This is a genomic window from Aliterella sp. E5.1 (assembly GCF_057473825.1).
In genome coordinates, this window is sequence record NZ_JBYCCV010000009.1 from 20331 (window position 1) to 36605 (window position 16275).

The 16275-nt window shown below is 42.7% G+C and carries 15 protein-coding genes; 12 read left to right on the plus strand and 3 right to left on the minus strand.

Translation table 11 applies throughout. The features are described from left to right. Positions 1–64: 64 nt before the first annotated feature. The 5 genes from AC2VE5_RS05470 (at position 65) to AC2VE5_RS05490 (ending at position 4273) form a co-directional block, all read left to right on the plus strand. Positions 65–1114: a rod shape-determining protein gene (locus tag AC2VE5_RS05470; protein WP_486886765.1), complete on the plus strand. Its 1050-nt coding sequence runs from the start codon at positions 65–67 to the stop codon at positions 1112–1114. Between the two features lie 2 nt (positions 1115–1116). Further along, complete coding sequence (mreC, locus tag AC2VE5_RS05475) at positions 1117–1872, plus strand: rod shape-determining protein MreC (RefSeq protein WP_486886766.1); 756 nt, start codon at positions 1117–1119, stop codon at positions 1870–1872. A gap of 87 nt (positions 1873–1959) precedes the next feature. After that, positions 1960–2448, plus strand: a complete 489-nt coding sequence (gene mreD, locus AC2VE5_RS05480) for a rod shape-determining protein MreD (RefSeq protein WP_486886833.1) — start codon at positions 1960–1962, stop codon at positions 2446–2448. A 135-nt stretch (positions 2449–2583) separates the two neighbouring features. Beyond that, entirely contained in the window at positions 2584–3663 is a 1080-nt protein-coding gene (gene ribD / locus AC2VE5_RS05485; protein WP_486886834.1) for a bifunctional diaminohydroxyphosphoribosylaminopyrimidine deaminase/5-amino-6-(5-phosphoribosylamino)uracil reductase RibD, read from the plus strand. Between the two features lie 106 nt (positions 3664–3769). Then, entirely contained in the window at positions 3770–4273 is a 504-nt protein-coding gene (locus tag AC2VE5_RS05490; RefSeq protein ID WP_486886767.1) for a hypothetical protein, read from the plus strand. 43 nt (positions 4274–4316) lie between these two features. Here AC2VE5_RS05490 and AC2VE5_RS05495 read toward each other — a convergent pair whose 3' ends face one another. Then, positions 4317–4526 carry a hypothetical protein gene (locus AC2VE5_RS05495; protein WP_486886768.1) on the minus strand — a complete coding sequence of 70 codons (210 nt, stop codon included), beginning with the start codon at positions 4524–4526 and terminating at the stop codon, positions 4317–4319. 142 nt (positions 4527–4668) lie between these two features. On the opposite strand from AC2VE5_RS05495, the gene AC2VE5_RS05500 reads away from it, so the two are divergent. After that, positions 4669–4803 (plus strand): hypothetical protein, encoded by a 135-nt coding sequence (locus AC2VE5_RS05500; RefSeq protein WP_486886769.1) that lies wholly within the window; start codon positions 4669–4671, stop codon positions 4801–4803. A gap of 48 nt (positions 4804–4851) precedes the next feature. Here the strand turns inward: AC2VE5_RS05500 and AC2VE5_RS05505 are convergent, their stop codons facing one another. After that, a complete protein-coding gene (locus AC2VE5_RS05505) occupies positions 4852–6156 on the minus strand; it encodes a glycoside hydrolase family 10-like protein (RefSeq protein WP_486886770.1) in 1305 nt (434 codons plus the stop codon). Positions 6157–6893: 737 nt separating this feature from the next. On the opposite strand from AC2VE5_RS05505, the gene AC2VE5_RS05510 reads away from it, so the two are divergent. From AC2VE5_RS05510 to rppB, 5 genes are read left to right on the plus strand one after another with little or no spacing between them, the layout of a single operon-like run. Beyond that, entirely contained in the window at positions 6894–8495 is a 1602-nt protein-coding gene (locus AC2VE5_RS05510; protein WP_486886771.1) for an efflux RND transporter periplasmic adaptor subunit, read from the plus strand. A gap of 2 nt (positions 8496–8497) precedes the next feature. After that, positions 8498–11632 carry an efflux RND transporter permease subunit gene (locus AC2VE5_RS05515; RefSeq protein ID WP_486886772.1) on the plus strand — a complete coding sequence of 1045 codons (3135 nt, stop codon included), beginning with the start codon at positions 8498–8500 and terminating at the stop codon, positions 11630–11632. A 32-nt stretch (positions 11633–11664) separates the two neighbouring features. Beyond that, complete coding sequence (locus AC2VE5_RS05520) at positions 11665–12141, plus strand: hypothetical protein (RefSeq protein WP_486886773.1); 477 nt, start codon at positions 11665–11667, stop codon at positions 12139–12141. Positions 12142–12198: 57 nt separating this feature from the next. Next, positions 12199–12903: a two-component system response regulator RppA gene (gene rppA / locus AC2VE5_RS05525; RefSeq protein WP_486886774.1), complete on the plus strand. Its 705-nt coding sequence runs from the start codon at positions 12199–12201 to the stop codon at positions 12901–12903. Then, positions 12890–14206, plus strand: coding sequence for a two-component system sensor histidine kinase RppB (rppB, locus tag AC2VE5_RS05530; RefSeq protein ID WP_486886775.1), 1317 nt, complete (start codon positions 12890–12892; stop codon positions 14204–14206). Before rppA ends, rppB begins: the two co-directional genes overlap by 14 nt. A 225-nt stretch (positions 14207–14431) precedes the next feature. Here rppB and AC2VE5_RS05535 read toward each other — a convergent pair whose 3' ends face one another. Then, positions 14432–15253: a DUF1206 domain-containing protein gene (locus tag AC2VE5_RS05535; RefSeq protein WP_486886776.1), complete on the minus strand. Its 822-nt coding sequence runs from the start codon at positions 15251–15253 to the stop codon at positions 14432–14434. A gap of 153 nt (positions 15254–15406) precedes the next feature. On the opposite strand from AC2VE5_RS05535, the gene AC2VE5_RS05540 reads away from it, so the two are divergent. Continuing rightward, positions 15407–16273 carry an alpha/beta fold hydrolase gene (locus AC2VE5_RS05540; protein ID WP_486886777.1) on the plus strand — a complete coding sequence of 289 codons (867 nt, stop codon included), beginning with the start codon at positions 15407–15409 and terminating at the stop codon, positions 16271–16273. The last annotated feature ends 2 nt before the right edge of the window (positions 16274–16275 follow it).

The following is a 16275-nucleotide window of genomic DNA, read 5'->3' on the forward strand; positions in this document are numbered from 1 at the left end:
ATCCAGCACGGTTACTATTTTTTGTTCTACATAGAACTTACTAAACTTTGGGGTAGCGAGGCACGTGGGTCTTTTTGGTTTTTTTAATCAGTCTTCCTTATCTAGGGACATGGGTATCGATCTCGGTACTGCCAACACCCTCGTTTTTGTATCCGGTAAAGGCATCGTATTGCAAGAGCCTTCCGTAATCGCTATCGACTCTAAGGATAAACAAACTTTAGCTGTAGGAGAAGATGCCAAAAAAATGCTAGGCAGAACTCCCGGTAGCGTCATTGTTAGTCGCCCGTTGCGAAATGGCGTGATTGCCGACTTTGATACTGCCGAATTAATGCTCAAGCACTTTATTCAACGCGCCAACGGCGGCAGAACAGTTAACCCGCGAATTGTAGTTGGCATTCCTAGCGGCGTTACTGGCGTAGAACAACAAGCCCTGATGAATGCAGCCCTGCGGGCGGGGGCAAGAGAAGTTCATGTAGTCGATGAGCCTTTGGCAGCAGCAATTGGGGCAGGATTACCTGTAACCGAACCCATCGGCAATATGATTGTAGATATCGGCGGCGGGACGACAGAAATTGCCGTGCTTAGCTATAACGGAACTGTGGAAAGTGAATCGGTGCGGGTGGCTGGAGATGAGCTAAATGAGGCAATTATTCAGTACATGAAAAAGATTCATAATATGGTGATCGGTGAACGCACGGCAGAAGAAGTCAAAATTCGCATCGGTTCGGCTTATCCTACCCGCGATGATGATGAGGCGGTAATGGAAGTAAGAGGATTGCACTTACTTTCTGGATTGCCAAGGACAGTCACAATTAAGGGACCAGAAATCAGGGAGAGTATGTCCGATCCACTACTTGTAATTATTGAGGCAGTCAAGCGCACGTTGGAACGAACGCCACCAGAACTCGCTGCCGATATTGTCGATCGCGGGATTATGCTGGCAGGTGGTGGCGCTTTACTACGCGGCATCAATACTTTAATTAGTCATGAAACAGGGATAATTACCCACATAGCAGACGAACCTCTAAACTGTGTAGTTTTGGGTACAGGCAAAGTATTAGAGAATTTTAATCAAATGGAACGAGTATTTAGCGGGCGTTCTCAACATCAGTAGCTATGTATGCAATCCGGCGATGGTGGGATAAAAATCGGTGGCAACTAATTGGTACTTGTTTGGCATTGGCTTGTGCGTGGATAATTCGCCAAACTCAAGGAGCAGCAATTAGCGAACTAACTGGTGCGATCGCTCGCCCATTTCAAGATCCAATTCAAATAGAGCGGTTGAATGATGCTCGGACAATTGAACTGCAAGGACGGTTAGTAGAACAAGAGCGCCAAAATCAACAGCTAAAAGATTTACTAGACTATCGAGCCGCGCAAAAAAATCGTCAAATGATTGTCGCTCCCGTAATTGGACGCAGCGCCGATCTTTGGTGGCAACAAGTCACTCTTGGGCGCGGTAGCAAAAAGGGAATCGGTGTAAATTTTGTAGTTACGGCTCCTGGTGGTTTGGTAGGTAGAGTAATTGGCGTTACTCCAAATACTAGCCGCGTACTATTAGTTAGTGATATTTCAAGTCAAGTGGGAGTAACTATTAGTCGCAGCCGTTATACGGGCTTGCTCAAAGGGCAGTCTTCAACGCGGGCGGTAATGCAATTTTTTGATAAAGTCCCCGATGTTCGCCCAGGGGATTTTGTGGCAACTTCGCCTTACAGTCAAATATTTCCGGCGGGTATACCTGTGGGGAGAGTAGAAAAAATCGATTTAACTAAAAGCCCTGCCCCAGAAGCCGCGATCGCTCTCACGTCACCGCTAAATTATTTAGAGTGGGTATTTGTTTATGCAAATGTCGGCGTTCAAGAAAATAAATAATGATGCTGAGGTGATTTTTTGCCCAAAGGCGCAATCCGTTTGTTGAATTGGATAGTTTTAGGTGGTTCGCTATTGGCGTGTCTATTAATGTTGCCTCTGCGTTTACCAGGAGTGGAATTATTAGGAGTTGCTCCCAACTGGCTGTTGATTTGGGTAGTCTGTTGGAGCGTTAAGCGCACGATGGTAGCAGGTTTTCTGGCGGGGGTAACTTTAGGCTGGCTGCTTGATGGCATGACGAATCCTGTTCCTACCCATACTTTGAGCTTGGTAATTGTGGGCATTTTGACGGCACGTTTGCACAAAACGCGCTACTTGCAAGAAGATTTTATTTCTATTGCTTTAATTGTTTTTGGCATGACTATACTTACAGAAACAATTATGGCGCTGCAATTTGCTGTTCCTGAACCTACCAAAAATATTACCCTTGCCGTAGAGCAATTTTTGCTAACTCTTGGCAACCAATGGACTTATCATCAGCAAACGGCTTTATCGAGTGCGATCGTTAGCAGTTTATGGGCGCCAGTAGTGTATTATCCTCTCAATCGTTGGTGGCAGAAGTCGCCCTTGAAATACTAATACATTGATTTAGTTACATATCTCCGCATCCCCGTATAATGTTGCCCAGAATTAAAAATAATCTATTACGTGAACCAATCAGATGCCACAAACAATCCGCAGCCCACAACGGTAGTTACTGCCTTTGACAAAGAGATGATGCAACGGTGTTTGTCTCTAGCTCGTAACGCCCTCGGACGCACTGCCCCTAATCCGTTAGTTGGTTCGGTAGTAGTGCTTGAGGGCGAAGTTATCGGTGAAGGGTTTCATCCCGGCGCTGGTCAACCTCATGCCGAAGTTTTTGCACTCCAAGCCGCCGGAAACCGGGCAACAGGGGCAACAATTTACGTTAATTTAGAGCCTTGCAATCACTACGGGCGCACTCCTCCTTGTAGCGAGGCTGTAGTCGCTGCCAAGGTAGCCAAAGTCGTAGTAGGGATGGTAGACCCCGATCCGCGCGTATCTGGGGGAGGAATTGCCAGATTGCGCTCGGCAGGAATAGAGGTAGTAGTAGGAGTAGAAGAAGCAGACTGCCGTCAGCTAAACGAAGCTTTTATTCATCGCATTCTCTACCAGCAACCTTTTGGCATTTTGAAGTACGCGATGACTCTAGACGGCAAAATTGCCACCAGTAGCGGTCATAGTGCCTGGATTACGGGGGAAACTGCCCGAAATGAAGTGCATAAGTTGCGGGCGGCTTGCGATGCGGTAATTATTGGTGGCAATACTTTAAGGCTAGACAATCCCAAGTTAACAAGTAGGCTGGCGGATGCTCCGAATCCCTTACGTGTAGTTATGAGCCGCACCCTAGACTTACCCGCAGACGCTTACTTATGGCAAGAAATGGCGATCGCTCCAACTTTGGTATTAACGGAAGTAGGTGTAAAGAGAGATTTTCAACAACTGCTATTAGCAAAGGGAGTAAAAGTAGTGGAATTAAGCCCTCTGACCCCAAAGGAGGCTATGACGTATTTATATTCTTTGGGCATAATGTCCGTATTGTGGGAATGTGGAGGTACTTTAGCGGCAAGCGCGATTTCTGGTGGTGCAGTGCAAAAAGTACTTGCTTTTATTGCTCCAAAAATTATTGGTGGGAGTAAAGATTTCTCCCCAGTAGGTGAATTGAACTTAACAAACATGACCCAGGCTTTACTCCTAGAGCGCTCCCACTGGCGCACGGTAGGCTCAGATTGCTTAATCGAGGGTTACTTACCCTTAAGGCAAATAACCTCGTAAATTAGTCAATTTTTACCCTGTAAATGCTATTTTGTAGCCTGTTTATCAGTAGTACCGCCTTTAAGAGTGTCGTAATTATCCGTAGAAGATTCTGGCAATTAATCCTATGACCCTAGAACAAAACTTAGAGGAAGAAGAAATGTTAACGCCTTATGAAGCCTACGAACATAACGGCACGTCCGAGCATCACAATAACGGCTTTGGTAAAGAAGAAGAATCCAAAGATCCGCGTCTGGTAGGATGGGAGTTTAAAATTGTTCGTGCTAAACGCAATTTATTCCGCGATCCAGAGGTTTTCCAACTTTTGTGTGCGGAGGAAAGAGAAGCTGGCTGGATTTTGCTCGAAAAATTAGACGATCGCCGCGTGCGCTTCAAGCGACCTATTGCGCTTAGAGAAATTGTTAAATCAGAGTTTCTTAGCTACGATCCTTATCGCTGCGCTTATGGTTCTGCTTGGCAACCCAGTAAGTGGCTCAGTGCGATCGCGCTTTTGATTGCTATAGTTGTTCCAGCTTATCTGGGCTATACTTTCGTAGCCCAAGCTCTGGCAGCAACTACTGCTCGTTCAATACAAAGTTTTCCGCCTTTAGCACCGTCGCCTAAACTTTGATGGTTAGGGGATAGATATACTAATCTAGTTGCTTGGCTGCTAATTAACGCTCTTGGGCTAAGTCCCGAATTAAGCTTAAACGCGACTGAATATAGTTGCTGAGAACATCAGTCTCGCTGCCATCTAAAGTTGTTTGGGTTGTAGTTTGCTTAGTCAACCACTGTACGAGGCTGGCATCATCGAGTTTCAATAGAGTATGCGCCTGTGTAGTTTCGACTACAGACCACAGCTGACGTAAAATTGCTGGAGTCATAGAAACCTCTTCTTAATAATTTCTTTATCTTTTAAGAATATACCCAACGGCACCACAAAATAACCAAAGAACAATACAAGTCGATACAAGAGTTACTAATTACTTAACAATAGGATTTATATCTTGACAATTGCTCTCTTGTATGAGAAAGGAAATATGTCTTTATAGAGATGACAAAAGGGAAAAAACTCTAAAAGCTGACGATTTTGGCTTTAATCGCTCTATTTTTGCTGCTACGCCAGCTAAGGTTTCAGCTAAATGCGCGATCGCTCTTTAGACAAAGGGGTTAACAGATTCACTACAATTTTTCTAGCTTTGGGAAATGCTATACAAATAAATCTTGAACTAGCAACGAATCTCTCGCAGTTATCTGTAATTGATTGCTGCATAGTACCATTTCATTAAATAAAGTTTCATAAAAAAAGAAAGACACCCCAGCGACTTTGGCTGCGCGAGTCTGCTGGATTTGTTCTTTAATTGAATTAAGGGGAACTGGTTTATTTTTAAGTCCACTCAGAATACCGATGCTAACAGGAACATATTTATTAGCTTCAGCAACTTCTCGCTTACTTATTTCCGCCACAAAACTCGGTAGATTATCTCGATAAACTTGTAAAACTATTTCTTCTGCTAAACCTTTTTCTACCCAGGATTCCCAACTTGCTGAATAATATTTTTTAGAAAAGGCTAAAGGATTGGGAGAAATAGAAATCAAGCAATCTGAGCGCTTACTTTTAACAGCATGAGATATTTTCTCTAATAATTCTGTAGTTTTTTTAGTCGCCCAATCTATCCACCTTGGATCTTGATGGTTGAATGGAACAATGTTTACTTTCTGCTCAGTTTTATAGAGGTTTTGGGTAAATAAATCGTAGCCCATTTCTATTGGAAACCCAAAGCGATCGTCTAATTGAATACCATCAACTTCATATCTTTGTGCAACATCTGAGATTAAGTCAACCATAAATTTTTGCACCATCGGTTGACAGGGATTTAACCATACTTGAATATCAGGCTTATTTTTGTCATGGCTTTTAAGCCTAATTGTATTTTGTCTAATATCTAGAGCTAATAAATCTTGGTAATTTTGAGCTAGAGGAGAATTTGGAGGAGCCATTAAGCCATATTCAAACCAAGGAATAACCCGCAAGTTTAGAGGTTTTGCTACTTCTATAATTTCTGCTAACATATCTCTACCTTGGAAAAAATCAGGATTTTCCATTACAGAAAAGCCTGTAAAATCTTGGGCAACTTTGCTTGGATAAAGGGTAAACCCCCGTTGCCAAACTACAGGATAAATAGTATTAAAATCTAAGTCTTTGAGACGCTGCACGCCTACTTCAATATTGGCGCGAGAATGCAATATATCACTATCAACATTGGTTAGCCAGATACCCCGCACCTCAGCAATTTCAACATCAATATCTTTTTGTGAAAAGTAGCCTAGTTTGCCTACATTACCAATCTTTTGCTCTAACTTTACAAGACAACTATCTCCAACTTTAAAAGCATACTTAATATTGAATTTATCTCCCCTATTGACAACAAATTTATTTCCGTCGGCTAACTTACTTAAATCATGATTAGACTTTCTGAAAACAGTATTTCTAGTTATTGTTAGTAACGACATTTTCGGGTTTTCCTAATTAGGTGGAATTAACTAGCGCCAAAGTGTTCAAAGTTTTATTTGCCCATTTTCGTTTTAATCTGCTCTGATGCCAAAGAACAAAAGCATTTGCAATACGAATGTACTATACAAAATTACAAGCGAGTACCTTGGTAGTAAGGCACTTTAACTAATCGCCTTATATCCCGACATCCCGACGCTCACCGTTTCGGTGAGCGTCGGGATATAAGGCGGGCAATTCCCTATGGGTCATTGCCAATTTATGTTATAATTAGCACATACCCAAAGCTCTATTTGGGAGAGAGGATGTATCCTTACGTTGTTGAACCTCTCGCAGAGCAGACAAAAATGCTAGAAACTGCACTGAACTTATGTATAGAAAACGCAACGCTTTCTATACATAAGTTCTAAACCAAAAAAAAACAAATATTTCTACCTGCGGAAGGCTGGGTAGCTGCCAGGGTACATCAAGAGGTGTACGTCAGTTAGGGTGACAAGGGTGCGCCAAACCTGCGGAGGGTAAGTAAGACCAAACCAAGGCTTGTCTTGGAGAGGCGTTAGCCATTGAAACTGGAAGCCCATGCTGTAATGGTACTCCGTTCAGCGTTGGGTACTTCACAAATAGACATCTGAGAGCAAGAACTTTGTCTTGCGCCAAACCGTAATTTCATGCTGATTTCATTTTCATGTGAAAAGCTGAGCTATTAGTTCAGTTTTAGCACCTAACAAGGAGCTTACTTATGACAATTGGCTCTGCTTTTTCGCGGGTTCTTGCGCCGTATGGAATTTCTGGAGTAGTAATTAGCCTGATACTGCTGAGTAATCCAACGGCGGTTTTTGCTCACGGCGGTCATCGAAATGAATTTCAAGGAGGAGGCGAAACAATGCAAGCTGTGAAGTCTATTCAGGTTGATGCACAAACCGCTAAACGCCTAGGAATTAAAGTAGAGCCTGTTAATCAAGCTATTCTGGCGGTGGGAATCAAAACCACTGGGCAAATTGAAACTCTACCTAGTAAGAAAGTAGAAGTCACTGCACCCATTCCGGGGACAGTAGTTGAGTTGCTGGTAGAACCTGGCGCAGCCGTCAAAATAGGTCAACCCGTTGCTGTTTTATCCAGTCCTGAATTAGTAGAATTGCGCGTACAATCCCAGGAAAAACAAGCGCAAGCTAAAGCTGATTTACAGCAAGCACAGGCGGATTTAAACCTAGCACAGCAAAATCTCCAACGCCAACGTCAAATTGCCACAGCAGAGATAGAACAAACTCGCACCGAACTTAAAGTAGCTCAAGAAAAATACGATCGCGATCGCGATTTAGTGACAGTAGGAGCGCTCCCCCGCCGAGAAATGCTTGAATCCCAAGCTCATCTAGCCGAAGGTAAAGCGCAACTTACAAAAGCTTCTAGCCGCCAGGAAGTATTAGCAGCCGAAGCCCAACTCAAACGCGCCCAATCGTCGGTAGAAGTGGCTAAGTCTCGCATCCGCCTTAGTAATGCGGCTTACCAAACGCGGTTGTCGCAACTAGGAAACCGTGCCAATGAGCAAGGATTAGTTGTAGTATCTGCGGCTATTTCTGGCATCGTAGCTGACCGCGAAGTTAGCCTTGGTCAGTCGTTTGAGGATGCGGGAGGCAAGCTAATGACAATTGTTAATGACAGTCAGGTTTTTGCGACAGCGAACATTTATGAAAAAGATTTAAACCTAATTGCTATAGGTCAAAAAGTAAGTGTGAAAGTTGATAGCTTGCGCGATCGCACTTTTAACGGAAAAATTATCCGCATTGGCTCAGTGGTAGAAGGTGAAACACGAATTATCCCCGTCCAAGCGCAATTAGATAACTTAGATCGTCAGCTAAAGCCGGGAATGTTTGCCCAATTAGAAGTTTTAACCCAGCAAAAGCCCACAGCTATTTTGGCAATTCCTCGCGCTGCTGTAGTTGAAGCCAAAGGCAAACAACTTGTCTACGTCCAAAATGGCAATGCTTACCAAAGCGCAGAAGTTAAGTTAGGGCAAACTTCTGGAAACATGGTTGAAATTAAAAGCGGTTTATTTGATGGCGATCGCATTGTTACCCAAGGGGGTATTCAACTTTACGCCCAATCCTTACGCAGTAAGACTTCTGCCGCTCATACCGAAACTATTGTTAAGAAAGATACCGCCCTACCTTGGTGGGTAGTTATTCCCATTGGTGGTGCGATCGCATCTACGGCTTTTTGGGTAGGTCGTCGCACCTCACCCCAATTGATGCCAGTTGTAAAAATTTCTGCTGATGAATCGCCAGTATGGAATGATAACCATCGCGTTACAGAGGCTCGGGAATCAACCAAAAATCAGAAGTAAAAATGCTCAGTACCATCATCAAGTGGTCAATTGCTCGACGCTGGTTAGTTATTATGGCTGCGGCTTTAGTCACTGTTTGGATCGTGCGCCTCGCTTCGCAAATGCCTGTAGATGTTTTTCCGAGCTTTGCGCCTCCCCAAGTCGAAATTCAAACAGAAGCGCCGGGACTTGCACCGGAGGAAGTGGAATCCCTTGTAACTTTGCCCATAGAAAGCGCGATTAATGGCACTCCTGGAGTTAGCACAGTACGATCTTCTTCCGCGGTGAGTATTTCTGTAGTTAAAGTTATTTTTAACTGGGGAACAGATATCTATCAAGCCCGCCAACTGGTAACAGAGCGATTGCAACTAGCTACAAATAAGCTCCCTGAAGGAGTCGAACCGCCGCAGATTTCCCCGATTAGTTCTCCCATTGGCACGATTATTAAACACGCTTTTACAGTGGATGCAGAGACGCGATCGCCAACAAATTTGATGGAAGTGCGCCGAATCGTAGATTGGCAAGTAACAAATCGCCTCTTAGCTGTACCAGGAGTAAGTCAAGTAGTCGTATTTGGTGGAGATGTCCGCCAGTATCAAGTATTAATCGATCCAGCAAAACTAACAGCCTTTGGTATTTCTTGGCAAGAAGTGACAGAAGCTGCTCGTGCAGCGAATATTAATGCTCCTGGTGGCTATTTAACCAATTCCGACACGGAATTATTAATACGGGGTGTGGGACAGATTGCTTCTATAGAAGACTTAAAACAATCGGTAATTACTGCTCGTAATGGCATCCCAATTACATTAGCAGATGTGGCAGATGTGCAAATTGGTGCGGCGCTCAAACGTGGTGATGCGAGTCTAAACGGTCAAAAAGCAATTATTCTCATTGTCAATAAACAGCCGCTTGCAGACACGCCTACAGTAACTCGCGCCGTTGAAGATGCGATCGCCGAAGTCAAGTTAGGTTTACCCAAAAACATTAAAATTACTGTTACTTTCCGTCAGGAAGACTTTATTGAAGCCTCTATCGATAACGTCAGAGCAGCGCTAATTGAAGGTAGCATTATTGTTGCGTTGATTCTCATCCCATTTTTGATGGATTGGCGCACTTTAGTTGTGAGTCTCACCGCCCTGCCTTTATCGTTGTTATTGGGATTACTGGCGCTAAATTGGCTGGGACAAGGACTCAATACAATGACTTTGGGGGGACTTGCAGTAGCCATTGGTTCCGCCGTTGACGATGCGATTGTAGATGCTGAAAATGTCCATCGTTCTTTGCGAGAAAATAAGTTTTCATCCCAACCGCGATCGCCTTTACAAGTTGTTTTTGCTGGCTGTCAGGAAGTACGAGACTCTTTATTTGGCGCAACGTTAATTACTGTGGTTGTTTTTTCGCCAATTTTTGCTTTAGCGGGTGTAGAGGGGCGAATTTTTACACCAATGGGAATTGCTTATTTAGTTGCAGTTTTAGCTTCTAGTTTGACAGCGCTTACCGTTACTCCGGCTTTGTGTGCAATTTTACTTCCCTCCAGTCGCTTGCTGGAAAGAGAACCATTTGTAGCGAGATTTTTTAAACGGCTTTATCGTCCCCTTTTGAATTTTTCGATGCGTAATTCTCAGGTAATTTTGGTAATTGCTGTAGCAAGCTTGGTAAGTGCGATCGCTATTGTTCCGTCACTGGGGCGAGTATTTTTACCGCCATTTCAAGAAAAGTCGCTGATTAATTCTGTAAACTTGTATCCTGGTGTGTCTCTAGAAGCTACTAACCGCGCTGGTTTTGCGATTCAAGACGCTCTTAAAGACGATCTCTCTTTCGAGCAAATCGCTTTGCGTTCTGGACGCGCACCGGGAGATAGCGATGTCGGCGGTGTCAATTTTGGCGAACTAGATGTTGAATTGAGCGAATTAGGCATCAAAAACCGGGAAGCAAGTATCGAAAAACTAAGAGCAGAATTTGCAAAATTGCCTGGAGTTGCAGCCAATGTAGGCGGGTTTATTTCTCACCGCTTAGATGAAGTGTTGTCAGGAGTTAGAAGTGCGATCGCGCTCAAAATTTATGGTACTGATTTAGAACAACTCCGCACTATTGGTAGCCAAGTTGAGGAAGTAATGAAAACCGTTACCGGGGTTGTAGATTTGCAACTTGAGCCTCAAGTTCCCATTAGACAAATGCAAATTCAATTTGACAGAGTAGCGGCGGCTCGTTATGGTTTAACGGTAAAAGAACTAGCAGAAACTATTGAAACGGCTCTTAATGGGCGCGTAGTTGCAACGGTACTAGAACAACAACAAACCTTCGATCTAGTGGTGTGGCTAAAGGAAAGTAATCGCGGCAATTTGGAAACAATTGGCAACTTATTAATTAATACCCCAACTAATCAAAAAATTCCCCTAGCTCAAGTTGCCAAAATTAACTATGGTACAGGCCCAAATACAATTAATCGGGAAAATGTATCGCGGCTGATTGTAGTTTCCGCCAATGCTAACGGGCGAGATTTGCGCTCGATAGTTGATGAAATTAGCTCAAAAGTAAAGCAACAAGTACAGTTACCTGCGGGTTATTTTATTCAGTACGGCGGTCAATTTGAATCCGAACAACGAGCTACACAAAATATATTAGTTTTTAGTGCGATCGCCTTTGTTCTAATTACTGTCTTAATGTACCTAACAGTAAAATCTATTCCTTCAACTTTGATGATAATGATTAATTTGCCTTTGGCGTTAGTAGGAGGGGTAATTTCTGTCGCTTTAACAGGTGGTATAATTTCTGCCGCCTCGCTAATTGGGTTTATTACATTATTTGGGGTCGCAACTCGAAACGGCTTGCTATTAGTTGATAATTACAATGCCAAATTTGCCGAGGGAATGCTTTTTAAGGAAGCAATAATTCAAGGTTCAATGGAGCGCTTAAACGCTATTTTGATGACAGCTTTTACCTCGGCTTTGGGTTTAGCTCCTTTAGTAGTTGGAAGTGGCGCAGGTAAAGAAATTCTCCAACCTTTAGCCATTGTTGTATTGGGAGGATTGTTTACTTCTACCGCTTTAACTCTATTAGTTCTCCCGGCTTTGTATGCTCAATTTGGGAAAACTTTGATGCCTCAAATAAAGTCAATTCAGGCTGAAATTACACCTCAAAATTTCCCGGTTCATTAATAATTCAATCAGCATCAAAAAAAGAGAAGGAAATGAATATTAAAACAAGCTTAATCGTTATCGGCAGTGTAGGAATAATTTTTTTAGGAGCGTGTAGCAGCAATACACAGTCTACCTCCACCAACTCCCCAAATTCTTCCCCCGTAGAAGTCGGACAAAGTCCTTCCGTATCCTCGGAAACTGAACATCCTCAAGAGTCTAAAGGAGGTCAAGTAATAGAAGCAGGTGCTTATCATTTAGAGTTTGTGTCTGAAGTAGAGAATAATGGAACTCACTTAGATTTTTATCTCCAAAAAGGAGATAACCACGAAGCAATTTCTAATGCTAAAGTAACGGCTCAAGTTCAGTTACCTGATGGTACGCAAAAGTCACTTCCTCTTGCTTACGATGCTGAGGGTAAACACTATGCAGCTTTACTCCCTGAGAAAGCATCTGGCGAATACAATGTAGTAATTCTTTCTGACATTAGCGGCGAAAAAATAAACGGTCGATTTGCCTTCAAACGCTAATTATTACTTTCCATTTTCTAAGTGCGATCGCATTCTTGGAACTGTAAATATGCTTTTATGAAAATTCTTCTAGTTGAAGATGAGCCAGATTTGGGAACAGCTATCAAGCGCACCTTAAACCAGGAAAAGTATGTAGTTGACTGGGTTATGGACGGCAATGAAGCTTGGTATTGTTTAGAAAGCCAATGGACTGAATATACATTAGCGATCTTTGACTGGTTGCTACCAGGTTTGTCTGGATTAGAACTATGTAAAAAGCTGCGATCGCGATCGCAAAAGCAGACTCTCCCTGTGTTGATGCTAACTGCCAAAGACAGAATGGAAGATAAAGTTGCAGGTTTAGATGCGGGAGCAGATGACTATCTAGTAAAGCCCTTTGGGATGGTGGAATTGCTGGCGCGGTTACGAGCATTGCAAAGACGTTCTCCTGCTTTTCAATCTCAACAACTCCAAATTGGCAACTTAACTTTAGATTACGCTACTCATACTGTCGGCATTGAAAACCCAAAAGGCGAACGCCAATTTATTTCGTTAACTAGCAAAGAATTTCAGCTACTAGAATACTTTATGAAGCATCCCAATCGAATTGTTACCCGCGATCAAATTCAAAATCAGCTTTGGGAAATGAGTGCTGAACCCCTCAGTAATGTAGTAGCGGCGCAAATGCGATTGCTACGGCGCAAACTCAGCCAAATAGGAAGTAAGCCCTTTATCGAGACTATACATGGCATTGGCTATCGTCTCAATCATGAACCAAAATAGGCTTTTTCACCTCACGCGCTGGCGATTGGCGGCTTGGTATGCAGTTGTAATGGGGTTTATTCTCGGATTGTGTGGCTTGGGAGTATATCAAGCAATTGTTCACGCTCATTGGCAAACTCTAGATCGAGAGTTGGAGTCGGTGGCGGGTACTCTCCATGACAGTATTGAAAACACCTTGAAGCAACCCGGACACTTAGAACCAATTACTCGGCAACTTTTGCCAGAAGAAAGCGAGAAACGCCATGTTTTAGGAGCAATCCACCAAGGCGATTATTATGTAAGATTGTTGAATAATTCTAATCAGCTTGTTGCGGTGGCTGGTTTTCAGCCTCAAGTGCCATTAATATCAAGTAAAGACACTTGGCAAACGCTCAAGGATGCTGATGGAAATCGCTACCATCAAATTTCTCTAAGCCTGCATACTCAAAACAATCTCCCTTGGGGATATATGCAGATGGGGCGAAGTCTCAAAGATATTGACGATTACCTAGCTAATGTAGAGCTAGTTTTACTATTAGGATTACCAATTGCTATGGCTTTGGTTGGTGCTTCTAGCTGGTGGCTCTCAGGGTTAGCCATGCAACCAATTTATCAGTCTTATAGACAAATTCAGCAATTTACCGCCGATGCAGCGCACGAATTGCGGACACCTTTGGCGGCTACCCAAGCGACAGTAGAATCGGCTTTGAGAGTGTACTCTTTTGCACCAGAAACCCAAGATATATTCAGCGCCATAGAGAGGCAAAATCGGCGATTAACTCAGTTAGTTACAGATTTATTATTACTGGCGCGGATGGAAAAGCAACCTTTATCGATTCAAGATCGATGTTGCTTGAACGATCTTGTTAGCGATTTAGTCGAAGAATTAGCAAGTTTGGCGATCGCATCAGATATACAATTAACCTCTAATGTCAAGGTGCATACACCATTGACTGTTTTAGGGAACGAAGCTCAACTCTATCAACTGGTTTCTAACTTAATTATTAATGCTATTCAATATACTCCTAGTGGCGGTCAGGTAAATGTCAGCTTAGATCGCAGCAATAATTATGCTCTGATTAGTATTCAAGATACAGGCATTGGTATAGATGAATCCCAGCAAAAGCAGATCTTTGAGCGTTTCTACCGCGTAAATAGCGATCGCTCCCGCGTTACTGGTGGTTCTGGGTTGGGGCTTGCGATCGCATTAGTCATTGTGCAAGCTCACGGAGGTAGTTTGCAAGTACAAAGTCAATTGGGTAAAGGTAGCAATTTTACTGTGCGATTGCCTTTAGCAACCATGTTCTACGCTATTAATTATTAACGGCATAAACATTAGAGAAACGGCAATTTCGTCGGTTAAACATAACGTATTTGCTGTTTATAAAGCTAGTCTAGTATATATCTGGGCTGAATTTTTGCTTGCGTCTCTAAAAACTTTTGATAGACACCTATATAAAGCGCCAAGCCTAAATCTGCATCAATTTCAACAATTTTAATGCCGCACAACTTGCAAGTTGTGCGGTGTTAGTTAATAAGTTTTGCTAGGCTAAATTGCTGTAGTATTTAGCCGCAGATAGCGCCCTTGAATTATCATATAGATGCCATAAGCAACTAAACCCAGCGCTACTATACCCAAGATCCAAGCACCATAAGCTTGCTGTTGTAGTACCTGTAAAGCTTCTCCTAAGCCTCGTACTTCGCTAGGATCGTACCGACGCGCTGCTTGAATTAAAAAAAAGCCAATAATACAAAATACTATACCTCGCGCTGCCAAACCAAATCTACCAATGGCAATTATCCAATTTTGTTGGGTATTGCTCACCTCACTCAAGTCCATTCCTTTGCGAAATTTAGCTTTATAAGCTTTGTAAAACTGATAAAAACCTAAGCCGATTACTCCGGCTCCAATTGTTCCTACTACCCACTGCCCGAAAGGTTGAGAAAGCAATTTTCCCGTCCAATCTTGAGTAGAATTACTATTGCCGCCACTCCCCGAACCGATGACAATTCCAATCGCACTTATTGCTAAACTTGCATAAATAAAACCATTAGCAGCGTAGCCGATACGTTGTGCTAAACCTTTGGCATCAGTCCCTTTATGTTCTGGATCTTTAATTGCTTGGATAAAACGCCAAAGCGCATAGCCAATTAAACCGATCGCGACTAGACTTAATAAAAATTTTCCAAATGGTTGCGTTACAATCGCACTTAAAGCACCTTTGGTATCGGTAGTTTGTCCGCCGGAACCAAAAGCTGCTTGGGCAGCTAATAGTCCAACTATGCCGTACACAACGCCCTTAACTGCGTAGCCAAATCTAGCTAACCGCTCTACCCATAAAGAACGTTGCTGCGTTAATTGTGATGTCATGATTAAAAAAATACTTATACAAATGATAGTTAGCAAAAATTAATTAATGGCTACATCTACCTAAGTGTATAAATTTTGACCTTACTTGGTTAATTTCAATTTAATCAACCCTAGAGATAAGAAAATCTTCGCCAATTTTAAGGAGTATTAATTATGACTGCAATTACAGGTTCTTGGCAGCACGAATACATCACAACAAACGGCGTAAAACTACACTATGTAACGCAAGGCAATGGGCCATTAATATTAATGCTGCATGGATTTCCTGAATTTTGGTACTCGTGGCGGCATCAAATTCCAGAATTTGCTCAAAATTATCAGGTTGTGGCGCTCGATTTACGTGGTTACAACGACAGCGATAAGCCAAAAGAGCAATCAGCTTATGTGATGGATGAATTTATCAAAGATATTGAAGGCGTAATTACAGGGTTAGGCTACGACAAGTGCATATTAGTAGGGCATGATTGGGGAGGTGCGATCGCCTGGAATTTTGCTTATTCTCGCCCGCAGATGGTAGAGAAGCTAATTGTCTTAAATATTCCTCACCCCGCTAAAATGGCTGAAGGTTTACGTACTCCGCAGCAATTGCTCCGCAGTTGGTATATGTTCTTTTTTCAGTTGCCGGAAATTCCCGAAGCATTAATTCAAGCTGGAGATTATCAATTACTAGGAAAAGCGCTGCAACAAATACTAATCAATAAAAATATTTTTACCCAATCTGACATTGAAGCTTACAAAAATGCTGCCTCAAAACGCGGTGCTTTGACGGCGATGTTAAACTACTACCGCAATATTACTCAGCAAAGAATGCTAAGTTCTGACTGGAGTATTTTGGAAGTTCCCACCCTAATGATTTGGGGTGAAGGAGATGTAGCTCTTGGTAAGGAGTTGACTTACAACACCCAAGCTTATGTGAGAAACTTGCAAATCAAATACATTGCCAACGCTGGGCATTTAGTACAGCAAGAGCAGCCAGAGCTAGTAAATCAATATATGCGAGAATTTATAGAAACTGTTTAAAT

Coding starts and splice junctions, on each gene's coding strand:
- AC2VE5_RS05500 (WP_486886769.1), top strand. CDS start 4,669: ATGAGAAAGGAAATATGTCTTTATAGAGATGACAAAAGGGAAAAAACT.
- mreD (WP_486886833.1), top strand. CDS start 1,960: ATGTTGCCTCTGCGTTTACCAGGAGTGGAATTATTAGGAGTTGCTCCC.
- rppA (WP_486886774.1), top strand. CDS start 12,199: ATGAAAATTCTTCTAGTTGAAGATGAGCCAGATTTGGGAACAGCTATC.
- rppB (WP_486886775.1), top strand. CDS start 12,890: ATGAACCAAAATAGGCTTTTTCACCTCACGCGCTGGCGATTGGCGGCT.
- AC2VE5_RS05510 (WP_486886771.1), top strand. CDS start 6,894: ATGACAATTGGCTCTGCTTTTTCGCGGGTTCTTGCGCCGTATGGAATT.
- AC2VE5_RS05505 (WP_486886770.1), bottom strand. CDS start 6,156: ATGTCGTTACTAACAATAACTAGAAATACTGTTTTCAGAAAGTCTAAT.
- ribD (WP_486886834.1), top strand. CDS start 2,584: ATGATGCAACGGTGTTTGTCTCTAGCTCGTAACGCCCTCGGACGCACT.
- AC2VE5_RS05540 (WP_486886777.1), top strand. CDS start 15,407: ATGACTGCAATTACAGGTTCTTGGCAGCACGAATACATCACAACAAAC.
- AC2VE5_RS05535 (WP_486886776.1), bottom strand. CDS start 15,253: ATGACATCACAATTAACGCAGCAACGTTCTTTATGGGTAGAGCGGTTA.
- AC2VE5_RS05490 (WP_486886767.1), top strand. CDS start 3,770: ATGACCCTAGAACAAAACTTAGAGGAAGAAGAAATGTTAACGCCTTAT.
- AC2VE5_RS05520 (WP_486886773.1), top strand. CDS start 11,665: ATGAATATTAAAACAAGCTTAATCGTTATCGGCAGTGTAGGAATAATT.
- mreC (WP_486886766.1), top strand. CDS start 1,117: ATGTATGCAATCCGGCGATGGTGGGATAAAAATCGGTGGCAACTAATT.
- AC2VE5_RS05515 (WP_486886772.1), top strand. CDS start 8,498: ATGCTCAGTACCATCATCAAGTGGTCAATTGCTCGACGCTGGTTAGTT.
- AC2VE5_RS05495 (WP_486886768.1), bottom strand. CDS start 4,526: ATGACTCCAGCAATTTTACGTCAGCTGTGGTCTGTAGTCGAAACTACA.